Genomic DNA, 25,113 nt, shown 5'->3' on the forward strand with positions numbered 1-25,113 from the left:
TAAATCAGCTTTTTTATTTCAACATTTGGCTTGTTTCGTGCTATACTTTACTAATATTAGTTGGAGAGGATAAAAAAACATGAAAAATGAAAATAAATTTTTTTCAGGGGCATTTGGATGGATAAAAATAATTATCATTGCGCTTGTGCTAGCTTTCGGCATTCGCTATTTTTTAATTTCTCCAGTTACTGTTAATGGTGAATCAATGGACCCAACACTACATGATGGGGAACATTTATTTATTAATAAAGTATCAGAACCAGATCGTTTTGACATCATTGTGTTTCCAGCTCCTGATGAAGAAAATGCAGAGTATATTAAGCGGGTAATTGGACTTCCTGGAGATAAAGTAGAATATAAAGAAGATCAATTGTATATTAATGATAAAAAATATGATGAACCTTACTTAGATTCGGAAAAAGATGCGTTACAAAGTGGTTATTTAACAACAGATGCGAATGGAGATCCTAATTTTACTATGGCTGAAATCAAAGGTTCTAATGGCGCACTTACTGTTCCTGAAGGCAAATTATTTGTATTAGGTGATAATCGCCAAGTGAGTAAAGATAGTCGTTATATTGGCTTTATTTCACAGGATAGTGTACTTGGAAAAGTAATTTCATTTGGAAAATCATTAAAACGATAATTAAAACTGCAGCAAGCCTAGGAGGAGACATGGATGCAAGAAAATGACAAAGAACAGCCCAAGAAAAAAAGCGGGGCACAGCAATTATTAAGTTGGGTGCTTGTTATTGTAGTGGCATTGGCAATAGCTTTAGTAGTTCGCCATTTTGTTATTGCACCCGTAAAAGTAGAAGGCACATCTATGGAGCCAACCTATCAAGATGGTGATCGGATTTTTATCGAAAAAATAACGAATCCAAAGCGTTTTGACATTATTGTGTTTGATGAGCCGCCGATGATTGGAACTGGAGAACATTTCATCAAACGAGTAATCGGTTTGCCCGGAGATAAAATAGCATTTAAAAATGGAGAATTATACTTGAATGGTAAACGTAAAGTAGAAAGTTATTTGCCAGAAAGTACATTAACATTATGGAATCCGGATCCAACTCAAAAACCTTATATTGCGGACTATACATTAGAGGATATGACAGGTGAGAGCAAAGTACCAGAAGGAAAACTGTTTGTGCTTGGAGATAATCGTGGAGGAAGTTCAGATAGCCGCGTTTTTGGATTCATTGATGATACAACTGTAAATGGAACAGTTTTGCAATTTGGAAATTAACTAGAAATCCGTGAAAGCTACTTTTTCACGGATTTCTCTATTAAATGAACGTTTTTTCGTATATAATAATACTATTAGTAAAAAACAGGGCGGTGCAATTTCTTGAAAGAAAAGAATTTAAAACGGTTATGGTCTTGGATTTGGGCGGCTGTTTTAGCAGTGTTAATTGCTGTTATAATCCGTTTTTATTTATTTGTCCCTATCCTGGTAGATGGAATTTCGATGATGCCGACACTCCATAATGATGATCGCGTAATTATTAATCGATTTGGACATGTAGATCGTTTTGATGTCATCGTTTTTCGTGAAAATGATGGAAAAGAATACATTAAACGAGTAATTGGGCTCCCTGGCGATACGGTAGAATATAAAGCAGATCAGCTCTATATTAACGATAAAAAATATGATGAGCCGTATTTAGATACTTACAAGGAAAAACTAAAAGACGGTTATTTAACAGATGATTATAGTTCCAAAGATCAATTGGAGGGTGGAAAAGTACCAAAAGATACTTATTTTGTTTTAGGTGATAATCGTAGAGCAAGTAAGGATAGTCGCATTATTGGTCCTATTCCACAAAGCATAATACTCGGGACAACACCAATTTGTTACTGGCCAATTGAAAATGCCAAACTTATAGATTAGGAGTAAATAATGACAATTCAATGGTTTCCAGGTCATATGGCCAAAGCTCGTCGTGAAGTAACTGAAAAATTAAAACTAGTTGATGTGATTTTTGAATTAGTGGATGCACGTATTCCGCTTTCTTCTTCTAATCCAATGCTAGAAGAAATTATTCATCAAAAAAGACGAGTGATTATTTTAAATAAAGCAGATACAGCTGATGAAAAAACAACAAAAGAATGGATAGATTATTTTGCTGAGAAAGGCTTACCGGCAGTTGCGGTCAACGCGCAAGAAGGGAAAGGTCTATTCAAAATTGAACAAGCAGCTGAAAAATTAATGGCTGAAAAATTTGAACGCCTAAGAAGTAAGGGAATGAAACCACGTGCAATACGTGCGATGATCTTAGGTATTCCTAATGTTGGTAAATCCACATTAATAAATCGACTTGCAAAGAAAAATATTGCGCGCACTGGTAATAAACCAGGTGTAACAAAAGCGCAACAATGGATTAAAGTTGGGAAAACTTTAGAACTTTTAGATACACCAGGGATACTGTGGCCTAAATTTGAAGATCAAGAAATTGGTTATAAATTGGCATTAACTGGTGCAATTAAAGATGATTTACTTCAAATGGAAGAAATTGCAGGATATGGCTTACACTTTTTAGAAAAGCATTACCCAGATCGTTTAGAGAACTGGTTAAAAGTGGAGAAAGTGTCTGAAGATCCTATTGAAACACTAGCTTGTATTGCTGAAAAAAGAGGACTTTTAGATCGATATAATGATCCAGATTATTCGCGTGCCGCCGAAACAGTAGTTAGAGAAATTCGTCAGCAAAAATTAGGAAGAATGTCCTTTGATTTCCCTAATTGGGAAGAAGATGCAGAATGAGTGACTCTATTTCAACTATTCAAAAAAAACTAAGTCAAGTGTCTTCAAGAAATGATCCTTTTTTTCAATTGTGTTTAAATGATAAACGCAAAGGAGTTCAAAAGCTACTTATTTCTGTTCAGAAGAAATGGGAAAAAGAAGCCCAATTAAAAGAAAAATTGCTTGAAATGAAACAATACGAAATAGACTTATATAAACAAGGGTATAAACTAATTGCTGGAGTAGATGAGGTTGGGCGAGGTCCGCTCGCTGGTCCAGTAGTTGCGGCTGCTGTGATTTTGCCAGAAGATTTTGCTGTGGTTGGAATTAATGATTCTAAACAGTTAAATGAAACGAAAAGAGAAGCGCTTTTTGAGTTGATAAGACAGCAAGCCATTTCTATTGGAGTAGGTATCATTGAGCATGATATAATTGATAAAGTAAATATTTATGAGGCGACTAAATTAGCTATGAGAAAAGCATTAAATGAACTAGAACCTAAAGCAGATTTTGTATTAATTGATGCAATGCCTCTAAAATATCAAGATGCAGAGTTATCGATAATTAAAGGCGATACGAAAAGTATATCCATTGCTGCTGCTTCCATAATAGCTAAAGTAACGCGAGATAAGCTAATGAAAGAATATGAGATTTCTTACCCAGGGTATGATTTTGCGCAAAACATGGGTTACGGAACAAAAAAACATTTGCATGGGTTAGACACATTGGGGATTTGTCCAATCCATCGTTTAAGTTTTTCGCCAGTAAAAGAAGCAAAGTTACATTTTGACAGTTTAAAATAGCATTTTCTTTTAATGAAAAAGCCTGTTTTCTATTTGGATAATAGGCTTTTTTTCGTTGTATAAGGATTTTTGCTCATTTTACAAATAAAGCAGATATTTGTAAACTCTATTTAACTACTAGGAGGTGCATTTATTGAATTTTAAAGAACGAACAACTTGGCTGAAAATAGCATCATGCCCATCAATTTCTGCAAAAAAACGAGCTGGAATTTGGCAGAAGCTGTCTGACTTTAATCAGTGGGATATACAAGTGACAGAATTTGTTGCTTCTTTTTTTAATGAGGATAAAGCTAATCAGATAATTAACGAATTAGAAAATGCTGCACCTTACACAAATGATGAAGTAACAATAATTTTTATACTGGATGATGAATATCCAAAACTACTAAAAGAAATTTATGAAGCACCACCACTACTTTTTTGCAAGGGTGATGTGGAATTATTTCATAGACAAGCCGTTGCAGTAGTAGGAACTAGAAAAATGAGTGATTATGGTCGTAAAGCTTGTATGTCGATTGCAAAACAATTAGCTCGTCAAAATATAACAGTCGTTAGCGGACTCGCGAATGGGATAGACACCGAGGCACATTTAGCAGCTTGTATAACAAATGGAAATACAATTGCTGTGCTTGGTTCAGGTGTAGAAAACATTTATCCAAAGAAAAATATACAGTTAGCAAACGAAATTTCTCAAAAGGGCTTAATTTTGAGTGAATATTTACCAACAGAAGAAGCAAGGCGTTGGTATTTTCCTGAACGAAACAGAATTATTAGTGGATTAGCACTTGGAACAGTGATAATTGAAGCTGCCGAAAGAAGTGGCTCACTTATTACAGCTGACTTTGCCCTGGAACAAAATCGGCAAGTTTTTGCAGTGCCAGGAAGTATTTTTAGTGATACATGTAAAGGGACAAATAATTTAATTCAAGAAGGTGCAAAGTTAGTTATAAATGCAAACAATATAATAGAAGAATTTTTTCAAATAAAGCTATAAAAGTAGTGAAAATACTATTTATAAGTGATTTGACTTGCAATTCCTGATTTTTTAAGATAAGTTTGCTAAAGAAAGCTGAAAAAAACATAAATTAATGATTTTTTATTTAAAGTCATTGACAAACGCAGTAGGAAGGGCTATTATTTACTACTGAATTATGTGAAAATAAAGCATGCAAAACTTATTGAACGCGAGGCTAGGGCTGAAATCTTTTTTAACACCACTAGTAAAGCCCGTGTATTGACCCAAATCAGGGAGGAATATATTAATATGGCAGATTATTTAGTGATTGTAGAGTCACCTGCAAAAGCAAAAACGATTGAAAAGTATTTGGGAAAAAAATTTAAAGTCAAAGCATCTATGGGACATGTACGAGATTTACCGAAAAGTCAGATGGGTGTTGACACAGAACATGACTACGAACCAAGATATATCACGATCCGTGGTAAAGGTCCGGTTTTAAAAGAATTAAAACAAGCAGCAAAAAAAGCAAAGAAAGTCTATCTAGCAGCCGATCCAGATCGCGAAGGAGAAGCAATCGCATGGCATTTGGCGAATAGTCTTGATTTAGATCAAACAGATGACCTTCGAGTTGTATTTAATGAAATTACAAAAGAAGCAGTGAAAGAATCATTTAAAACTCCTCGGAAAATTGACATGGATTTAGTAAATGCCCAGCAAGCACGGAGAATATTGGACCGGTTAGTTGGATATAATATTAGTCCGATCTTATGGAAGAAAGTGAAAAAAGGTTTAAGTGCAGGACGGGTTCAATCAATTGCACTTCGCATTATTATTGATAGAGAGAAAGAAATTAATAATTTTAAACCAGAAGAATATTGGACAATTGATGGTAATTTTCTTAAGGGTAAGAAGAAGTTTCAAGCCAATTTTTATGGAGTAAATGGCAAAAAGAAAAAACTTTCAACAGCTGATGATGTAAAAGAAGTCATGTCTGCCATTAAAGGAAAAAACTTTGACGTTACAGATGTAACCAAAAAAGAACGGCTTAGAAATCCCGCAGCTCCTTTTACGACATCCAGCTTACAACAAGAAGCAGCACGAAAATTAAATTATCGAACTCGTAAAACAATGATGCTTGCACAACAACTGTATGAAGGTATTACACTTGGTAAACAAGGTACAGTTGGGCTAATTACCTATATGCGTACCGATTCCACCCGTATTGCAGATTCCGCTATTTTAGAAGCTGGCAATTACATTAAAGAAACTTATGGATCTGAATTTTCCCGTGAGCATAAACGTTCCGATAAAAATGCAAAAGGCGCTCAAGATGCCCATGAAGCAATACGTCCAACGAGTGCGATGAGAAGTCCACAAGCAATGAAAGAATATTTAACGCGCGATCAACTTCGCTTGTACCGTTTAATTTGGGAACGATTTATTGCTAGTCAAATGACTCCAGCAGTCCTTGATACAATGCGTGTCGACCTTGATAATAATGGCGTGAACTTTAGAGCAAACGGGTCCAAAATTAAGTTCCATGGTTTTATGAAAGTATATGTTGAAAGTAATGATGATAACACAGAAGAAAAAGAAAATATTTTACCAGATTTAAAAAAAGGTGATACAGTGCAGTCAGAATCACTAGAACAGCGTCAGCACTTCACACAGCCACCTCCACGTTATACGGAAGCTAGATTGGTAAAAACACTTGAGGAAATAGGGATTGGTCGTCCATCTACCTATTCACCAACGTTAGACACTATTCAACGTCGAAATTACGTATCATTGACGAATAAACGTTTTATCCCAACGGAACTTGGCGAAATTGTCAATGAGATGATTGAAGAATACTTCCCAGAAATTTTAGATGTGAAGTTCACAGCTAACATGGAAAGCGAGTTAGATGAAGTAGAGCATGGACAATTGGAATGGGTTAAAGTAATTGATGAATTTTATAAACAATTCGAACCAAATGTGATAAAAGCAGATGCTGAAATGGAAAAAATTGAAATCAAAGACGAACCAGCTGGAATCGATTGTGATCTTTGCGGTGCGCCAATGGTATTCAAAATGGGGAAATATGGTAAATTCTTAGCATGTAGTAGATTCCCTGATTGCCGAAATACTAAAGCAATTGTAAAAGAAATCGGTGTTACTTGTCCGAAATGTGATAAAGGACACGTAATAGAAAGAAAGAGTAAGAAAAAACGAATTTTTTATGGTTGTGATCGTTATCCAGATTGTGATTATGTTTCATGGGATAAACCAGTAGAAAGAGCTTGTCCAAAATGTAATGAGCGAGCATTGGTTGAAAAGAAACTTAAAAAAGGCGTACAAATTCAATGTACAAATTGTGATTATAAGGAATCAACACAACAATAAATAGAAAAAATGGCAGCACTGGGAGTTCCTTTGTGTTGCCATTGTTGCGCGAGGAGGCGGACTAATGGAAAAAAGAGTAAATGTAATTGGAGCAGGTCTTGCAGGAAGTGAAGCAGCATGGCAATTAGTAAAAAGAGGCGTAGCGGTTGATTTATATGAAATGCGACCGGTGAAACAAACACCAGCGCATCACACAGACAAATTTGCAGAACTCGTGTGTACCAACTCATTAAGAGCAAATGGGTTAACTAATGCAGTAGGTGTAATAAAAGAAGAGATGCGAATACTTGATTCTATTATTATTGAAGCTGCTGATAAAGCTTCTGTACCAGCAGGAGGAGCGCTTGCAGTAGATCGTCATGAATTTTCTGGCTATATTACTGATAAGGTGAAAAATCATCCACTGGTTACAGTGCATAATGAAGAAGTAACAACTATTCCTGAAGGCCCAACAATTATTGCAACAGGTCCATTAACAAGTCCAGCCCTTGCAGAAGAAATAAAACAATTAACTGGTGAAGAGTATCTTTACTTTTATGATGCAGCAGCACCAATTATTGAAAAAGATAGTATTGATATGGAGAAGGTATATTTAAAATCTAGATATGATAAAGGTGAAGCAGCATATTTAAATTGTCCTATGTCGGAGGAAGAATTCCACGCTTTTTATGAAGCTTTAGTAACTGCAGAAACAGCAGCATTAAAAGAATTTGAAAAAGAAGTGTTTTTTGAAGGATGCATGCCAATTGAAGTGATGGCAAAACGTGGAATTAAAACAATGTTATTTGGTCCGCTAAAACCTGTGGGGCTTGAAAATCCGAAAACAGGCAAAAGACCATATGCAGTATTACAATTACGCCAAGATGATGCAGCAGGAACACTCTATAATATGGTAGGTTTTCAAACACATCTTAAATGGGGCGAACAAAAACGAGTTTTTGGTATGATACCTGGGTTAGAAAATGCGGAAATTGTCCGTTATGGAGTAATGCATCGTAATACTTTTATTAATTCGCCAACAGTACTGGAACCAACTTATCAACTTAAATCAAGAAATGACTTATTTTTTGCTGGTCAAATGACAGGTGTTGAAGGATATGTTGAATCGGCAGCTAGTGGACTTGCAGCTGGAATTAATGCAGCCAAGTTTGTAGAAGAAAAAGAACTAATTATTTTTCCAAATGAAACTGCAATTGGTAGTTTAGCAAATTATATTACAAGTACAAGTAAAAAATCATTTCAACCAATGAATGTCAATTTTGGACTATTTCCTGAATTAACATCCAAAATCAGAGCGAAACAAGAACGTAATGAAAAGCTAGCAGAAAGAGCACTAAATGCAATTAAAGGGGTTGCAGAACAAGTATAAAAACACTATAATGATTTAGGGCAATTAGTTACTGTTCTTTTCATCATGATTTTCATTTTTAGACTTTTCTAAAGAGTAAATTGGGATGAAAAGGCAGTTTTTCTTTCGAGTGAATAGTTAAAGAAACCTTTTGTATATAAATGTTGTTTTTTTCACAAAAGAAAAGCTAATTGTTTAAATTGAATATAAAACCTAATTAATTCGAAAAGTTGCGAAAAATGGATAAAATCATTGCAACTAGTATGTTGTTATGTTAACATGAGAGTGTTTGAGAGGTGTATTAGCATGAATCAGGAGGGAAAGTGGGAGCAACTATTTCTTGACTATCTCCATTCAGAACGAAACTATTCAGACAATACAAGTACTGCCTATGAAAATGATTTGCTTGATTTTCGTCGTTTTCTAAATGAACAAGCTATTACGCACTATGAACAAGTTACGTTTCTAGACGTTCGAATTTATTTAACCGAATTGAAACAGAAAGCTTTTTCACGAACAACTGTTGCGAGAAAGATTTCAAGTTTACGGAGTTTTTACACTTTTCTTTTAAGAGAGAATGTAATTGCTGAAAATCCGTTTACTTATGTATCACATGCGAAAAATCAGCTAAGGCTTCCCAAATTTTTCTATTCAGAAGAAATGGAAGCTTTGTTTCAGGTAGTTTATGAAGATAATGAAACGCTTACACTGCGAGATAGAGTGCTTTTAGAAGTATTATATGGCACTGGAATACGGGTAAGTGAATGTGCAGGTATTTTGTTAACAGATATTGATAAAAGCTACCAAGCAATACTTATTCGAGGAAAAGGGAATAAAGAACGGTATGTGCCTTTTGGTGTATACGCAGAGGACGCGATTACAGATTATTTGGATAAGCGATTAGAATTAATGAAACGTTTTAACAAAACACATGATGCACTATTAATTAATCATTATGGAGATCCACTTACAACTAGAGGAATCCGTTACTGTCTTACAAAAATAATAAGTAAAGCATCATTGACTCGAAAAATTCATCCTCACATGTTGCGTCATACTTTCGCGACTGATTTGCTTAATAATGGCGCAGATATGAGAACTGTTCAGGAGTTACTAGGGCATGCTAGCTTATCATCGACACAAATTTATACACACGTTACAAAAGAACATTTAAAATCTACCTATATGAAACATCATCCGAGGGCTTAAATTTGGAGGAGGTAAAGGAAATGGAACTACATGCTACAACGATATTTGCAGTTCATCACGATGGAAAAGCTGCAATGGCAGGAGACGGTCAGGTAACACTGGGAGAATCTGTTGTTATGAAGCACACCGCAAAAAAAGTTCGTCGTCTTTTTCATGATAAGGTAATTGCTGGATTTGCTGGATCTGTTGCAGACGCTTTTACATTATTTGAAAAATTCGAAGCAAAACTTAATGAATATAATGGTAATTTAGAAAGAGCATCTGTAGAACTTGCGCAACAATGGCGTAGTGATAGTGTTTTACGCAAATTGGAAGCAATGTTAATTGTTATGGATAAAGATACATTACTACTTGTTTCGGGTACAGGAGAAGTTATTGAGCCTGATGATGGAATTTTAGCGATTGGTTCTGGCGGAAATTATGCTCTTGCGGCCGGTCGAGCGCTAAAACGTCACAACGGTGGTCAAATGGAAGCAAAAGATATTGCGCGTCATGCATTAGAGATTGCTTCAGAAATTTGTGTTTTTACAAACGATCATATTACGGTAGAAGAGCTTTGAAGGAGTGATTAATTTGACAAATCAAATGCTAACGAGCCAGTTAACACCAAAACAAATTGTTGAAAAACTGGATCAATATATTATTGGACAAACAGGGGCTAAAAAATCAGTTGCGGTAGCACTTAGAAATAGGTATCGTAGACAACTTATGGACGAAGCTATTCGTGATGAAATCATTCCGAAAAACATCTTAATGATTGGACCAACAGGGGTTGGGAAAACAGAAATTGCACGCCGAATTGCCAAAATTGTTCGAGCGCCATTTTCAAAAGTGGAAGCAACTAAATTCACAGAAGTAGGCTATGTAGGTCGCGATGTAGAATCAATGGTTCGCGACTTAGTAGAAGTTTCTGTGCGTTTAGTAAAAGAAGAAAAAATGCAACTTGTTCGTGTTAAAGCAGAAAAAAATGCTGAAAAACGTCTGATTAAATTATTGGCACCAAGTCAGAAGAAAAAACAAACGACATCACCAAACCCACTAGAAGCATTGTTTGGTGGCATGAATCAACCAGAAGAACCAGTAGAAGAAGAAGTGGACCAAGAGCTAAAAAATAAACGCAGCCAAATCGAGTGGCGTCTTCAAAATGGCGAACTTGATGAAGAAATTGTAACAGTGGAAGTTAAAGAACAACAAAATCCAATGTTAGATATGATGCGTGGGGCTGGAATGGATCAAATGAATGGCATGCAAGATGCGCTTTCAGGAATGTTTCCAGCGAAGAAGAAAAAACGAAAAGTAGCTGTACGAGAAGCGAAAAAAATTCTTTTTGAAGATGAAGCCTCGAAATTAATAGATGCTGAAGAATTAGCAGCAGAAGGAATTCATCGCGCAGAACAAATGGGCATGATTTTTATTGATGAAATTGATAAAATCGCCAGCAAAGAAGGTGGCGGAAATGCGCAAGTTTCTAGAGAAGGTGTCCAGAGAGATATTTTGCCTATCGTTGAGGGGTCGCAAATTTCTACTAAGTATGGTACAGTCAACACGGAGTATATTTTGTTCATTGCAGCAGGAGCTTTCCATATGTCGAAGCCAAGTGATCTCATTCCGGAGCTTCAAGGCAGATTTCCAATTAGAATCGAACTAGATAAATTAACACAAGAAGATTTCTACAAGATTCTCACGGAGCCTGATAATGCGCTAATCAAACAATATAAAGCCTTACTTAAAACAGAAGGAATTGATTTGATTTTTACTAAAGAAGCTGTTGAACGAATTGCAGAAATTGCTTTCCAAGTGAACCAAGATTCGGATAATATTGGCGCAAGAAGACTTCATACCATTTTAGAAAAATTACTAGAAGATTTGCTTTTTGAGGCTCCAGAAATCAATATGGAATCAATAAAAGTTACTGAAAACTATGTAAATGAAAAACTTGCACCAATTATGAAAAACAGAGATTTAACTCAATTTATTTTATAAAATACTAGGAGGATCTAATAATGACTTTATTAGAAAAAACAAGAAAAATTAATGCAATGCTGCAAAACGCTGCAGGAAAAACTGTAAACTTTAAAGAAATGGCAGATACACTAACAGACGTAATTGAAGCAAATACTTATATTGTAAGTCGTAAAGGTAAGTTATTAGGCTATTCTGAAGCACTTCCCATCGAAAATGACCGTATGAAACAAATGCTTACAGAACGCCAATTCCCAGAAGAATATACGCAAAGTCTTTTTAATGTTGGTGAAACTTCATCAAATCTAGAAGTTTCAAGTCAATATACAGCATTTCCAATCGAAAATAGTGATTTGTTTACAAAAGGCCTAACAACTATCGTACCTATCGTTGGTGGTGGTGAACGTCTTGGAACATTAATTTTATCCCGTTTAGAAAGCAATTTTACTGATGATGATTTACTTTTAGCTGAATATGGTGGAACTGTTGTTGGTATGGAAATCTTACATGAAAAAGCAGAAGAAATTGAAGAAGAAGCTCGTAGCCGTGCTGTTGTACAAATGGCAATTAGTTCTCTTTCTTACAGTGAATTAGAAGCGATTGAACATATTTTTGATGAATTAAATGGCAAAGAAGGCCTTCTAGTTGCTTCTAAAATTGCAGATCGTGTAGGAATCACCCGTTCTGTAATCGTCAATGCACTTCGTAAATTAGAAAGTGCTGGTGTTATCGATTCTCGCTCTCTAGGAATGAAAGGAACATTTATCCGTGTATTAAATGATAAATTCCTCGTAGAACTTGAAAAATTGAAAAACAACTAAAAATCTTTAAAATGCTTTCTCTGTAAATATTCAGGGGAAGCTTTTTTTTATCGGCTTTGGTAAAATAAGGAAGAGAAAGTTGTGACGGGAGGAAATACAAATGGAAATTGCTGAAACAACAATTGAAGTACGTTATGCCGAAACAGACCAAATGGGAGTAGTTTATCATAATAATTACCTAGTTTGGATGGAAATCGGTCGAACAAGATTAATCGAACAATTAGGTTTCCGTTATTTTGATATGGAAGAAGCAGGTTATTTATCACCAGTATTAGACGTGCATCTACATTACGGAAAACCTTTACGTTATGGGCAAAAGGCAGTTGTAAAAACATGGATAAAAGGGTATGATGGACTTCGTGTTACTTATGGCTATGAAATTTGCTATGAAGATACGAAAGAAATTGCCATTACAGGAGAAACAGCGCATGTATGTGTAACAAAAGAGGATTTTCGCCCTGTTTCCTTAAGAAGAACATTTCCGAACTGGCATAAAGCCTATCTAAAAGCGTTAGAATAAATAAGACTGGTAGTGATAAAAATGGCTTTTGGCGTAAAGCGTGATGAAATGGAATTATGGAAAGAAAAAGCAAGCCGTGGTGAGATAGCGATTATTACACATTATTGGCTAGATGACCGTTTTCCCGACTCTAAAACAGTAACAAAAGTTGCTTGTTCTGATTTGAAAAAATTGCAACTATGGGGAAAACAATATGGGCTTGCACCAGATTGGATTGATAATCGTCGAAAAAATATCCCGCATTATGATTTGTTTGGTGAAATGCAATTAGTTGTGCTGAAAAGAGAGCATGAATGGGAACAAATTGAGCGGTTTCATTTGGAGGAGAAAGAAAATGATTAAACTAGAAAACGAGTTCATAATTGTAGAAATGAAAGAAGCAGGAGCTGAATTAACACGAATTTTCCATAAGGATACGGGTTTAGAGTATTTGTGGAATGCAGATAGTAAATTTTGGGGACGTCATTCGCCTGTATTATTTCCAACAGTGGGAAGGCTTATAGAAGATACTTATTTTGCAGATGGGAAACCATATCATTTAGGTCAACATGGTTTCGCTCGTGATCGTAATTTTCAAGTGGTTGAGCAAACAGACAACATGATTCGTTTTGATTTAGACGCAGATAAAGACTCGTTAAAAATTTATCCATACAAATTCAAATTATCTATTAGTTACAAAATAGAAAAAAGTACAGTTTCTGTTTTTTATGAAGTAGAGAATACTGATACTAAGCGGATTTATTTCTCTATCGGCGCGCATCCGGCTTTTAATTTGCCGCTTGTTGAAGGAACAACATTTGAAGATTATTATTTGGATTTTGGAACAGAAGAAAAATTAGAAACCCTTTGTTTAGAGGGGCCTTATCGTAGTGGTGAAATTCAAGATATTACCGGAAAACCAACACAAATTTTGCCACTAAGTTATGACTTGTTTAAAAATGATGCACTTATATTTGAAGGTTTACACAAAAAAGAAATTACCATTAAATCCAATAAAACACCTCATTTTGTTCAAGTTGCTTTTCAGGAATTCCCTTTTGTTGGCATTTGGACTGCCAAAGAAGGTACGCCATTCCTTTGTATTGAGCCATGGTTTGGTATTGCTGATGGTGTTGGGAATTCAGTAGAACTCCGTGATAAAGCTGGAATTGAACATTTAGAACCAGAAGCAGTTTTTTCTTCTGAATATCAAATAACGATTGGATAAATGAAAAACCCAGAAGCTAGACAATGCTTCTGGGTTTTGTACTACATCCATTTAATTTTCGGTTCTTCCCCGCTACGAATCCGGCGAATATTTGCTCGGTGACGCCAAATAACAAAGCTTGCAATACAAGCAACAAGGATAATTAAAATCCAATCTCCTAAGAATAAAGAAATAATTAGAGCTGCAAGTGCGCCTATCATTGAGCTAAGTGATACATACTTGCTTAATTTTAATGTAATCAAGAAGACAGCTAATGCAGCTACAAATAATAATGGGGCATAAGCGAGAATAACTCCTGCCGATGTAGCAACTGCTTTTCCTCCTCGAAATCCAGCAAAAAGTGGAAAGCTGTGACCAATGATGGCAAACGCGCCAGTGAGTAACCAGAAATGGTGATCTACATTTAATTGGAAGAAGAAAGGAAGCAAAGTAGCGACAGTTCCTTTTAAAATATCCATTAAAGTGACAATACTACCAGCTTTCATGCCTAAAACACGAAATGCATTTGTAGCCCCTAAGTTACCACTACCAAAATCTCGAATATCTTTTTTGTAAAATATTTTTCCAATCCATAAACCAGATGGTATCGATCCGATAACATAGGCTAATAATGAAAGCAAAATCAAGTTAATAGTCATATTTAAACCCCTCAAGTAGAAATGATGTTTTCCATAAAGAATTATAGCATAAAAAAGAGATATTTGGCTAAATTGTATGTAGAAATCACAAGGAAAAGTTGAAAAAAACCTAAAAATAGCTTATGATTAAAAAGAATAGTGAGGGGGCGATTAGACTAATGCAAAATCCAACAAAAGAAGAAATCAATCAGATTTTAAAGCAAGCAAAAGTAATCGCAGTCGTTGGCCTGAGTGATAAGCCAGAACGTACAAGTTATCAAGTAACGCAATTAATGCAGCGTGCGGGCTACAAAATCATACCAGTAAACCCTAATGCAGAAGAGATACTTGGCGAGAAAGCTGTAAAACAATTGAGCGATATTGAAGAACATGTTGATATTGTTAATGTATTTCGCCGTTCAGAGTTTTTACCTGAAATTGCTAAAGCGTTTGATAAGATAGACGCAGATGTGTTTTGGGCACAACTTGGCATTTTTAATCAAGAAGCATTTGATTTTTTGACAGAAAAAGGATATCCTACTGTCATGGATTATTGCATTAAGGTTGCTTATCAAGAAATGGATTAAATGAAAGACCATTTTAGGACAGAGCAGGTTCTTATAGCAGAGCCTGTTTTTTTATGAAAAAGAAATTGTCACTAAACTATCACTTTATTAATTAGCTGGTTAATGCTATTCTGATAAAGTGGTTTTCAGAAGATAACAACAAATGAACAACAAACGCTAGAGATTGATGGAATGAAGGGAGTTTTGAAATATGAATCGGAATGAGTATAATGATGATTCTATTCAGGTGCTTGAAGGGCTAGACGCTGTTCGAAAACGCCCAGCGATGTATATTGGTTCAACAGATGTACGCGGGTTGCACCATTTAGTATATGAGATTGTGGATAATTCGGTCGATGAGGCTCTTGCAGGTTTTGGTAAGAAAATAGTTGTCACACTACATGATGATAATAGTGTCAGTGTGAGTGATGAAGGTCGTGGAATGCCGGTTGGGATGCACAAAACTGGTAAATCTACTGTAGAAGTTATATTAACTGTACTTCATGCAGGTGGTAAATTTGGGCAAGAAGGCGGTTATAAGACTAGTGGTGGTCTCCATGGTGTTGGTTCCTCCGTTGTAAATGCGCTTTCTGAATGGTTAGTTGTAACAATTAATCGAGAAGGAGCAACGTACGAACAAAGATTTAAAGATGGTGGGAAACCTGACGGAAAGCTTAAAAAAATCGGTAAATCTAAAGCAACAGGGACAACCATTCGCTTTAAACCGGATCCAGCAATTTTCCCAACAACTTCTTTTAATTATGAAACACTTTCCGAACGATTAAGAGAGTCTGCATTTCTTCTAAAAGGCATGCTCATTCAATTAATTGATGAACGTGTTGGCATGGCAGAGTCTTTCCATTTTGAAGAAGGTGTGAAAAACTTTGTAGAATATATTAATGAAGGCAAAGATGTACTTCATCCAGTAGCAAGTTTTGAAGGGGAAAACGCGACTATCGAAGTTGAAATGGCGTTCCAATTTAATGACGGCTACTCAGAAAATATATTAAGTTTCGTAAATAATGTACGAACTCGTGGAGCAGGTTCTCATGAATCAGGTATGAAAGCTGCTATGACGCGTATTTTTAATGACTATGCTCGCCGTGTTAATTTACTTAAAGAAAAGGATAAAAATTTAGAAGGTAGCGATATTCGCGAAGGTTTATCAGCTGTACTTTCTATTCGCGTGCCGGAAAAAATTCTTCAATTTGAAGGCCAAACAAAAGAAAAACTAGGGACGCAGGAAGCTCGTCAGGCAGTGGATGCTGTAGTAGCGGAACATTTAGCTTACTTCCTTGCAGAAAACCCTGAGACAAGCTCTCTTCTTGTTAAAAAGGCAGTAAAAGCTCGTGAAGCAAGAGAAGCTGCCAGAAAAGCCCGCGAAGAAACTCGAAATGGGAAAAAGAAGAAACGCTCAGAAACACTTCTTTCCGGAAAATTAACTCCTGCTCAATCGCGAAACCCAAATAAGAATGAGCTTTATCTTGTCGAAGGAGACTCGGCGGGAGGTTCTGCCAAGCAAGGTCGTGACCGTCGTTTTCAAGCGATTTTGCCACTTCGAGGAAAAGTAATCAATACAGAAAAAGCAAAACTACAAGATATTTTAAAAAATGAAGAAATTAGTACGATTATCCATACGGTTGGTGCAGGTGTGGGTACAGAGTTTGATGTAGAAGATTGTAATTACGACAAAATAGTAATTATGACCGATGCCGACACAGATGGTGCTCATATTCAAGTACTATTATTAACTTTCTTTTATCGTTATATGAGACCACTTGTTGAAGCTGGTAAAGTATTTATTGCGTTACCACCACTTTATAAAGTAAGTCGCGGCTCAGGGAAAAAAGAAGTAATTGAATATGCTTGGACAGATGAGGAGTTAGATGCGGCAATTCAAAAAATTGGTAAAGGTTATATGATTCAACGTTATAAAGGTCTTGGTGAAATGAATGCAGACCAACTTTGGGAAACAACAATGAATCCAGATACGCGTACTTTAATTCGAGTCCGCGTGGATGATTCTGCACGTGCAGAACGACGCGTTGCAACATTGATGGGAGACAAGGTAGAACCTAGACGTCAGTGGATTGAAAAGCATGTTGAGTTTTCTATGGAAGATAACCAAAATATTTTAGAAAATGAGAACATGATGGTTGAGGAGGCGAAAGACATTTGAGTAATCCAGAACAACATATCCAAGACTTAGCACTTGAAGAAGTAATGGGCGACCGTTTTGGTAGATATAGTAAATATATTATTCAAGAACGTGCTCTTCCAGACGTGCGTGATGGGCTAAAGCCGGTACAACGTCGGATTTTATTTGCAATGAATGTGGAAGGAAATACAGCGGAGAAAGGTTTCCGTAAATCAGCTAAAACAGTCGGAAATGTTATTGGTAATTACCATCCGCATGGTGATTCTTCTGTTTATGAAGCAATGGTACGGATGAGCCAAGACTGGAAAGTTCGAAACATGCTAATTGAAATGCACGGAAATAACGGTAGTGTTGATGGTGATTCACCTGCAGCAATGCGTTATACCGAAGCACGTCTTTCGCCAATATCCGCAGAATTATTGCGTGATATTGAAAAAGAAACTGTCGATTTCATTCCCAATTTTGATGATACTTCTAGTGAGCCAACTGTTTTACCAGCACGTTTTCCGAATCTTTTGGTGAATGGATCTACTGGTATCTCGGCCGGATATGCAACTGATATTCCGCCGCACAATTTAATCGAAATTATTGAAGCAGTTATTAAACGCCTGGATAAGCCCCTTTCAACAACAGAAGATATTATGAAAATTGTCAAAGGTCCTGATTTTCCAACTGGTGGAATTATCCAAGGTATTGATGGAATTCGTAAAGCTTATGAAACAGGAAAAGGCCGTGTAGTTGTTCGTTCTAAAACCGAAATTGAAGAAATTCGTGGTGGCAGAAAACAAATTACCATCCATGAAATTCCCTATGAAGTTAATAAAGCTAATTTAGTCAAACGAATGGACGAACTTCGTATAGAAAAGAAAATTGAAGGGATTTCAGAAGTTCGTGATGAAACAGATCGTACTGGACTCCGCATTGCTGTAGAATTAAAGAAAGATGCAAACGCGGAAGGTGTACTTAATTACTTATTTAAAAATACAGATTTACAAGTAAGTTATAATTTCAACATGGTAGCAATTAATCATAAACGTCCAGAGCTAATGGGGATAATCCCAATGCTTGATGCTTATATTGAGCACCAAAAAGAAATTATTACGAAACGTTCAGAATATGACATTAGAAAAGCACGTGCCCGTCAACATATTTTAGAAGGGTTAATTAAAGCTTTATCTATTTTAGATGAAGTGATTAAGTTAATTCGTGGATCTAAAGACAAGCGCGATGCAAAACTAAACTTGCAAACAACGTATGATTTTAGTGAAAAACAAGCTGAAGCGATTGTATCTTTGCAACTTTATCGTTTAACAAATACAGATATTCATGAACTTCAAAGTGAAGCAAAAGAATTGGCAGAACAAATTAGCGTTCTGGAAAAAATCTTAGGTGATGAATCGGAGCTAGTTGCTGTTTTAAAATCAGAACTAGCAGACATTAAGAAAAAATATAAAACACCTCGACGTACAGAAGTCCAAGCAGAAATCACCGAAATTAAAATTGATACAGAAGTACTTGTCGCTAATGAAGATGTGATAGTATCTGTAACAAAAGAAGGTTACGTTAAACGTACAAGTCAGCGTTCCTATGCGGCATCTAATGGTGCAGAGCTAGCGATGAAAGAAGCGGATCATGCCATATTTATTAAGAAAATGAATTCACTGGACACACTCCTTTTATTTACTAGCAAAGGGAACTTCATTTATCGACCAGTACATGAATTACCAGATATTCGCTGGAAAAACTTGGGGGATCATGTTAGTCATCTTGCAAGTGACTTATCTGCGGGAGAAGAAATTCGCTCCGTTATTGACATCCAAACGTTTACAGAAGAAAAACGCCTTTTATTTATTACAAAAAATGGAATGACCAAACAATCCTTAATAACCAACTATAAACCGCAACGTTATTCAAAATCAATGATGGCAATTAAATTGAAAGATAACGATGAACTTTTGAGTGTACATTTAATAGATGGAACAGAAGATGTTTTTCTTGCTACTAAATGTGGTTATGGTCTTCGTTATCCTATTGTGGAAATACCGGAGTCAGGTGCTAGGACAGCTGGAGTTAAAGCAATTAACTTAAAACAAGAAGACAGTGTGGTTGATGGTGTTGTTCTCGCGCAAAATAATGATAAACATATCTTACTTGCGACACAAAGAGGTTCTTTAAAACAAATGAAAGCTAGTGAATTTGAACCTATATCTAGAGCGAAACGTGGCTTACTAATGTTAAGAGAATTAAAAAATAATCCACACCGCTTTATTGGTATCACACTTGCTGACAATAAAGATCATTTGTTTATAGAAACCAATACCGACCAAATAGTTGAAATTGATGTTGCTAATCTTCGTGTAACAGATCGTTATTCTAATGGTTCCTTTGTATTAGATGAAACCATGGAAGGCGAGCCAACAGCAATTTGGTTAGAAATACCTGAAATAAAAGATACGACAGATTCTAAAGATGAGTAAAAAAAGAATCTTTGCTTAGAAAATAGGCAAAGATTCTTTTTTTTGATATAATTGCAGGAAATAAAAGGAGGGTACATAAGTGGCGGAAAAAATGAATGTAGAAAGTTTTAATTTAGATCATACGAAAGTTAAAGCACCTTTTGTTAGGTTGGCCGGAACAAAAGTAGGCGAGCGTGGTGATGAAATTTATAAATATGATGTGCGTTTTAAACAGCCCAATAAAGAACATATGGAGATGCCAGCACTTCATTCGCTTGAACATTTAATGGCAGAACTTGCTAGAAATCATACTGATAAATTAGTAGATATTAGCCCAATGGGATGCCAAACTGGTTTTTACGTATCTTTCATTAACCATACTGATTATGATGATGCGCTAGAAATCTTAGCTACTACTTTAGAGGATGTACTAATTGCAACGGAAGTGCCAGCATGTAATGAAGTACAATGCGGTTGGGCAGCAAGCCATAGTTTAGAAGGCGCTCAAGCTTTAGCAAAAGACTTTTTAGCCAAAAGAAATGAATGGAAAAATGTGTTTGGTGAATAATTAATTTAAATAACGATCCGCCCGTTCATTGGGCAGATCGTTATTTTTTCATCGCATTAGTAAGCAAGTTAACATATGCTTTAGCACCAGATTCAGTAAGATGAACACCATCAGAAGCAAAATACTGTGGGTTATCAACAGCTAATGAATACCAATCAACTACAGTTACATTAGAAAGTTCAGCTGCATTAGCGATACTGTTATTTACTTCGGATTCCCATCCACGTGGTACTTTTGTATTGACCAGATAAATGGAAGCATTTTTAAATTGATCTAATAAAGTGTTTAATTGAGATTCTGTAAAAGGTCCATTTGTTCCAAGTTCCAGAATAACTGCACTACCAGCACTATTATATTTTTTATAGCCAGTTGCGGTAGTTATAGCATCTCGCAATTGCCGCCCGATAAGCCCATTAATTGTAATATTAGGAACTGCATCTTTTAAATAAGGCTCAATATCTAGCATTAGAGAATCGCCAATAGCTAATGTTTGTGTATAAGTAATCGTTCCAGAAGAAGTTTTACTTTTTTTATCTGACTTATTCACTTTTGGTGGATTGGATGATTTGTCTTTGTTATCAGCTTGTTCTTTATCGGCAGTAGCTTTGTTAGCTGGTGTTTTTTCTTTTTTTGGTGATGCTGTTTCTGTCGATGTAGCTTGTTTTTCTGCATTTGTACTAACAGGTAGAACATTGGTCATTCCAAGAGAAAATAGTGTTAAAACGGTCACTAGCCCAGCGATACCTAGCCATTTCCCAACAGGTTTATTTTTCCAAACAAAATAGTTTTTGCTTTTGAAACTTTTGAAATAGTTAATAAAACCGTTTTTACGAATGGGTGTTTCAATAAATCGGAAAGATAACTCAGCAATAATAAAAGTAGCTGCAACTTGTAAAATTGCTCGCCAAATGTTAGCTTGGCCAACCTCGAAAACTGGTGTGGTTAATGTGATAATCGGGTAGTGCCATAAATAAATACCATAAGAACGCGTTCCAATCCATCTAAGTGGTTTAAAACTAAAAATTCTACTTAAATAAGATGCCGGATGAGAGATGGTTGCAATCATTGTCACACCGATGATTGCTACAAATAACAAACCACCACGATATAAAAATGGCTGGTACTCACTAACTAAAGCTGTAAATGCAAAGAAGAGTATAATACTAAGGGTTCCAGCTATATTTAAAGCAGCCTTACTTCTTTTTGGAACAACTGGACTTAGTCGATTAAAAGGCCAAACGAAGGCAAGGGCGCAACCTGCAAGTAAATCGAATGCCCGTGTATCTGTACCGTAATAAACACGACTAGGGTCGGTTCCTGGGTCATAGAGAACAGTCATCCAAATAGCAGAAAGTAATGCAAGCCCAATAACGATTTTTAAAAGTAATTTTGGATTTTTAACCCAGCGCAAAAATCCAAGTAAAAATACCGGCCAAACGAGATAAAATTGTTCTTCTATCGCAAGTGACCATAAGTTTTTTAGAGGCGAAGGAAGCCCAAAAGAATCAAAATAGGAAACATCGTGGAAGATAAACCACCAATTACTTACATAAAAGAAAGAAGCAAAGGCATCCCCACGCAGATTTTTTAAAATTTCAGGATGAAATAAAACGGAATAAATAACAACAACGACAATCATTATATATACTGCTGGAATAAGTCGTCTAAAACGTCTAAGCCAAAAGGTTTTTAATTGAAGGGTTTGTGTTTTTTCCCATTGTGTTAATAAAATATTGGTAATTAAATAACCAGATAATACAAAAAATATGTCAACTCCAATAAATCCGCCTTTTGCCCAGCTAAAATTCAAGTGATAGGCTATAACAGCAAGTACAGCGAGTGCTCGAAGTCCGTCAATACTCGGAACATATTTTCTACTGTAGCGAGTAGTTCTTTTCAAAATAACATCTCCTAAATGTGATAAGTGAATGTTTATGCGACTTAAGACAGAGAAAAAAGCTTTCTGTTTTTAGCTCCATACTATAATAACACAGATAAATCAAGAAGTAAGTTAAAAAGACGGTTTTATAGATTGATTTTAATAATTTGAGTATATTGGCTTATTTTTGTTATAGTAAAAATAAGTAAATAGTTTGGAGGGAGTATAGTGACGGAGATTTTTGCCCATCGTGGTAGTAGTGGAACTCATCCAGAAAATTCTTTACCAGCAATAAAAGCAGCCATAAATTCAAAAGCAGATGGCATAGAATTAGACATCCATTTAATTAAAACAGGAGAATTAATTGTTATGCATGACGAAAAAGTAGATCGGACGACCAATGGTTCTGGTTATCTAAAGGATTTTACACTTGCAAAACTAAAAAAATTGGAAATTGGCAACCGGTTCTTTCGTAAAATTCGTGTACCAACCTTAGAAGAAGTTTTTAAATTAATCGGAGACGCGGAGATAATTTTGAATATTGAGCTAAAAACGGATGTCTTTGAATATGCAGGAATAGAACAAAAAGTGATTGATTTAGCTAATAAATATCCTCACATCAATGTCATGTACTCTTCTTTTAACCCAGCTACATTAGTCCGTTTGAGAAAAATCGATAGTACATCTCGATTAGCACTTATTACACATGAAAATTTGGATGCTGTGCTAGATTTACATAAAAAAATTCAACTAGATGCCGTACACCCACCAATCAAAGCGAAAGATAATCCCGTTTTAAAAGAAATACCTGCACGATACTGGACAGTGAATAAAGAGGAAGATATAGCTTATTTCTATGCTATTCATGCTAAAGGAATGATGACAGATTTCCCAGAAGTAGCCGTATCAATAAGAAAAAAGGAACATATACAATGAGCAAAACGCTTTCATTCTAAACTATTAAAAGCTATAATAATAGCAAGTTAATAAATATTATTGTCTGAGATATGGAGAGACTGCAAAAGACGAGCGCAATCGTCTTTGTTTGCAGTCTCTTTTTTTGTTTTTTCAGCTTAATCAAGTTTCAGTTACTTTGAAAAGTGGAAAAGTGAAGAGAACGCCGTAATGCAGATAATAAACAATTTGAAGGGGGCAATTCATAATGGTACAATTATTTTCAGCATTTGATAGAGAAACGATAGAACGAAATCTGCAAGAGGAAAAATTTGATTTAGTGATTGTTGGTGGAGGAATTACTGGTGCGGGTATCGCGTTAGACGCAACCGCTAGAGGTATGAGTGTAGCACTTGTTGAAATGGGGGACTTTGCTAGCGGAACATCCAGCCGTTCTACCAAATTAGTCCATGGTGGTTTACGTTACTTACAACAATTTGAAGTAAAAGAAGTGGCCGATTTAGGGAAAGAACGAGCAATTGTCTATGAAAATGGGCCACATGTGACAACTCCTGAGTGGATGATGCTACCGTTCCATAAGGGTGGAAATATGGGGAAAACAACCGCATCATTTGGTATTCGTTTATATGACTACTTAGCGGGTGTAAAGAAAAATGAACGTCGTAAAATATTAAGTGCAAAAGAAACATTAGCGAAAAATCCATTTGTAAAAAAAGATGGCTTAAAAGGATCAGGTTATTATGTTGAATACCGTACGGATGATGCACGTCTAACTATTGAAGTCATGAAAAAAGCCGTTGAATTAGGAGCTAATGCAATTAACTATACAAAAGCGGAGAACTTTTTATATGATGAAAAAAAACAAGTGGTTGGTATAACTGTCACAGATCGATTAACAGGAAAAGCATATGATATAAAAGGATGTCGAGTGATAAACGCGGCAGGCCCATGGGTGGATAAAGTACGAAAATTAGATTACGCCACTAACAATAAACATCTACGTTTAACCAAAGGGATTCACTTAGTCATTGATAAACAAAAATTCCCAATGGAACAAGCTGTTTATTTTGATACGCCAGACGGTCGAATGGTGTTTGCAATCCCACGTGATAAGAAGGTGTATGTAGGAACGACAGATACGGTTTATGATGAAGCAGTTATTAATCCAAAAGCATTAGAGTCAGATCATAATTATGTGATTAAAGCAATTAATTACATGTTCCCAGAAGTGCATATTACGGAAAAAGATATTGAATCAAGCTGGGCAGGCGTTCGACCATTAATTTATGAAGAAGGCAAGGATCCATCTGAAATTTCTCGTAAAGATGAAGTATGGTTTTCTGAAAGCGGCTTAATTACGATGGCTGGTGGGAAATTAACTGGTTACCGCAAAATGGCTGAAAAATTACTAGATGATGTCTCTAAAACCTTAGCGAAAGAAACTGGAAAAAAATATAAATCAGTACAAACAAAACATTTACCAATTTCAGGTGGAAATATCGGTGGTTCAGAACATTTAGAGGAATTCCTTGCTAAAAAAGCAAAAGAAGGAAATAATCGTTTTGGTTGGACACTTGAAGAAGGACGAGAAATTGCGAAACGTTTCGGTAGCAATATCGATCAATTATTTACCTATGCACAAGAACATAAAGACACAAATGAAACTACTCTACCAAATAGTTTATACGCCGAATTACGTTATTCTATTCAACATGAAGCAGTAACGACACCTGTAGACTTTCTGTTAAGACGGACTGGTTACTTACTTTTCGATATGCCATATTTACTTGAGTGGAAAGAGGCAGTTGTGGATGAAATGGCCAAACAGTTTCACTGGAACGAAGAAATAAAACAAACTTATACGGAAGAATTAAATCAACAAATAAAAGATGCTAGAGAACCAGCAGATTGGCATGATAGATAAATAAACATAAATAAGAAAAACGCATTTCTATCCAGATATGCGTTTTTTTTTATGAAAATACATTTTCGCTA

Annotated in this window: 23 protein-coding genes; 21 read left to right on the top strand and 2 right to left on the bottom strand. The window is 35.7% G+C overall.

Annotated elements, in window-relative coordinates:
* Positions 1–79: 79 nt before the first annotated feature.
* The 15 genes from sipX (at position 80) to HCJ45_RS00730 (ending at position 13,959) form a co-directional block, all read left to right on the top strand.
* The gene (gene sipX, locus HCJ45_RS00660) at positions 80–646 is read left to right on the top strand and encodes a type I signal peptidase SipX (protein WP_187123718.1); all 567 of its coding nucleotides are present in this window, start codon (positions 80–82) and stop codon (positions 644–646) included.
* A 33-nt stretch (positions 647–679) separates the two neighbouring features.
* Positions 680–1,249 carry a type I signal peptidase SipY gene (gene sipY, locus HCJ45_RS00665; protein ID WP_187123719.1) on the top strand — a complete coding sequence of 190 codons (570 nt, stop codon included), beginning with the start codon at positions 680–682 and terminating at the stop codon, positions 1,247–1,249.
* A gap of 102 nt (positions 1,250–1,351) precedes the next feature.
* Positions 1,352–1,894, top strand: a complete 543-nt coding sequence (gene sipZ / locus HCJ45_RS00670; RefSeq protein ID WP_187123720.1) for a type I signal peptidase SipZ — start codon at positions 1,352–1,354, stop codon at positions 1,892–1,894.
* 9 nt (positions 1,895–1,903) lie between these two features.
* Positions 1,904–2,767 carry a ribosome biogenesis GTPase YlqF gene (gene ylqF / locus HCJ45_RS00675; RefSeq protein ID WP_187123721.1) on the top strand — a complete coding sequence of 288 codons (864 nt, stop codon included), beginning with the start codon at positions 1,904–1,906 and terminating at the stop codon, positions 2,765–2,767.
* Positions 2,764–3,549, top strand: coding sequence for a ribonuclease HII (locus tag HCJ45_RS00680; protein WP_187123722.1), 786 nt, complete (start codon positions 2,764–2,766; stop codon positions 3,547–3,549). Before ylqF ends, HCJ45_RS00680 begins: the two co-directional genes overlap by 4 nt.
* 133 nt (positions 3,550–3,682) lie before the next feature.
* Positions 3,683–4,543, top strand: a complete 861-nt coding sequence (gene dprA / locus HCJ45_RS00685) for a DNA-processing protein DprA (protein WP_187123723.1) — start codon at positions 3,683–3,685, stop codon at positions 4,541–4,543.
* 270 nt (positions 4,544–4,813) lie between these two features.
* Positions 4,814–6,892 carry a type I DNA topoisomerase gene (topA, locus tag HCJ45_RS00690; RefSeq protein ID WP_185348576.1) on the top strand — a complete coding sequence of 693 codons (2,079 nt, stop codon included), beginning with the start codon at positions 4,814–4,816 and terminating at the stop codon, positions 6,890–6,892.
* Positions 6,893–6,956: 64 nt separating this feature from the next.
* Positions 6,957–8,261: an FADH(2)-oxidizing methylenetetrahydrofolate--tRNA-(uracil(54)-C(5))-methyltransferase TrmFO gene (gene trmFO / locus HCJ45_RS00695; protein ID WP_185348574.1), complete on the top strand. Its 1,305-nt coding sequence runs from the start codon at positions 6,957–6,959 to the stop codon at positions 8,259–8,261.
* Between the two features lie 285 nt (positions 8,262–8,546).
* The gene (gene xerC, locus HCJ45_RS00700; RefSeq protein WP_187123724.1) at positions 8,547–9,449 is read left to right on the top strand and encodes a tyrosine recombinase XerC; all 903 of its coding nucleotides are present in this window, start codon (positions 8,547–8,549) and stop codon (positions 9,447–9,449) included.
* Positions 9,450–9,469: 20 nt separating this feature from the next.
* Positions 9,470–10,009: an ATP-dependent protease subunit HslV gene (gene hslV / locus HCJ45_RS00705; RefSeq protein ID WP_014092680.1), complete on the top strand. Its 540-nt coding sequence runs from the start codon at positions 9,470–9,472 to the stop codon at positions 10,007–10,009.
* 13 nt (positions 10,010–10,022) lie between these two features.
* Positions 10,023–11,432: an ATP-dependent protease ATPase subunit HslU gene (gene hslU, locus HCJ45_RS00710; protein WP_185348570.1), complete on the top strand. Its 1,410-nt coding sequence runs from the start codon at positions 10,023–10,025 to the stop codon at positions 11,430–11,432.
* Between the two features lie 20 nt (positions 11,433–11,452).
* A complete protein-coding gene (gene codY, locus HCJ45_RS00715; RefSeq protein ID WP_003747412.1) occupies positions 11,453–12,232 on the top strand; it encodes a GTP-sensing pleiotropic transcriptional regulator CodY in 780 nt (259 codons plus the stop codon).
* A 100-nt stretch (positions 12,233–12,332) separates the two neighbouring features.
* Entirely contained in the window at positions 12,333–12,752 is a 420-nt protein-coding gene (locus tag HCJ45_RS00720) for an acyl-CoA thioesterase (RefSeq protein ID WP_187123725.1), read from the top strand.
* Positions 12,753–12,773: 21 nt separating this feature from the next.
* Positions 12,774–13,094, top strand: a complete 321-nt coding sequence (locus HCJ45_RS00725; protein ID WP_185348566.1) for a hypothetical protein — start codon at positions 12,774–12,776, stop codon at positions 13,092–13,094.
* The gene (locus HCJ45_RS00730) at positions 13,087–13,959 is read left to right on the top strand and encodes an aldose 1-epimerase family protein (protein ID WP_187123726.1); all 873 of its coding nucleotides are present in this window, start codon (positions 13,087–13,089) and stop codon (positions 13,957–13,959) included. Before HCJ45_RS00725 ends, HCJ45_RS00730 begins: the two co-directional genes overlap by 8 nt.
* A gap of 41 nt (positions 13,960–14,000) precedes the next feature.
* Here the strand turns inward: HCJ45_RS00730 and plsY are convergent, their stop codons facing one another.
* The gene (gene plsY, locus HCJ45_RS00735; protein WP_185348562.1) at positions 14,001–14,597 is read right to left on the bottom strand and encodes a glycerol-3-phosphate 1-O-acyltransferase PlsY; all 597 of its coding nucleotides are present in this window, start codon (positions 14,595–14,597) and stop codon (positions 14,001–14,003) included.
* A 158-nt stretch (positions 14,598–14,755) separates the two neighbouring features.
* Here plsY and HCJ45_RS00740 point away from each other — a divergent pair, with 158 nt between their 5' ends.
* The 4 genes from HCJ45_RS00740 to HCJ45_RS00755 all read left to right on the top strand — a co-directional run bounded on the left by HCJ45_RS00740 (position 14,756) and on the right by HCJ45_RS00755 (position 20,324).
* Positions 14,756–15,163, top strand: a complete 408-nt coding sequence (locus tag HCJ45_RS00740) for a CoA-binding protein (RefSeq protein WP_187123727.1) — start codon at positions 14,756–14,758, stop codon at positions 15,161–15,163.
* A 190-nt stretch (positions 15,164–15,353) separates the two neighbouring features.
* The gene (parE, locus tag HCJ45_RS00745; protein ID WP_185348558.1) at positions 15,354–17,321 is read left to right on the top strand and encodes a DNA topoisomerase IV subunit B; all 1,968 of its coding nucleotides are present in this window, start codon (positions 15,354–15,356) and stop codon (positions 17,319–17,321) included.
* Positions 17,318–19,777 carry a DNA topoisomerase IV subunit A gene (gene parC, locus HCJ45_RS00750; RefSeq protein ID WP_187123728.1) on the top strand — a complete coding sequence of 820 codons (2,460 nt, stop codon included), beginning with the start codon at positions 17,318–17,320 and terminating at the stop codon, positions 19,775–19,777. The genes parE and parC overlap by 4 nt, the downstream gene beginning before the upstream one ends.
* A 79-nt stretch (positions 19,778–19,856) precedes the next feature.
* Positions 19,857–20,324 carry an S-ribosylhomocysteine lyase gene (locus tag HCJ45_RS00755; protein WP_187123729.1) on the top strand — a complete coding sequence of 156 codons (468 nt, stop codon included), beginning with the start codon at positions 19,857–19,859 and terminating at the stop codon, positions 20,322–20,324.
* A 40-nt stretch (positions 20,325–20,364) separates the two neighbouring features.
* Here the strand turns inward: HCJ45_RS00755 and HCJ45_RS00760 are convergent, their stop codons facing one another.
* Positions 20,365–22,224: an acyltransferase family protein gene (locus tag HCJ45_RS00760; protein WP_187123730.1), complete on the bottom strand. Its 1,860-nt coding sequence runs from the start codon at positions 22,222–22,224 to the stop codon at positions 20,365–20,367.
* A 207-nt stretch (positions 22,225–22,431) separates the two neighbouring features.
* Between HCJ45_RS00760 and HCJ45_RS00765 the strand changes: the two genes are divergently transcribed.
* Together HCJ45_RS00765 and HCJ45_RS00770 are read left to right on the top strand one after the other, a co-directional pair.
* Positions 22,432–23,139, top strand: a complete 708-nt coding sequence (locus HCJ45_RS00765) for a glycerophosphodiester phosphodiesterase family protein (protein ID WP_187123731.1) — start codon at positions 22,432–22,434, stop codon at positions 23,137–23,139.
* 226 nt (positions 23,140–23,365) lie between these two features.
* Entirely contained in the window at positions 23,366–25,042 is a 1,677-nt protein-coding gene (locus HCJ45_RS00770) for a glycerol-3-phosphate dehydrogenase/oxidase (protein ID WP_187123732.1), read from the top strand.
* Positions 25,043–25,113: the final 71 nt, after the last annotated feature.

Origin of the sequence: Listeria immobilis, assembly GCF_014322845.1 — a bacterium.
Lineage (GTDB): Bacteria > Bacillota > Bacilli > Lactobacillales > Listeriaceae > Listeria > Listeria immobilis.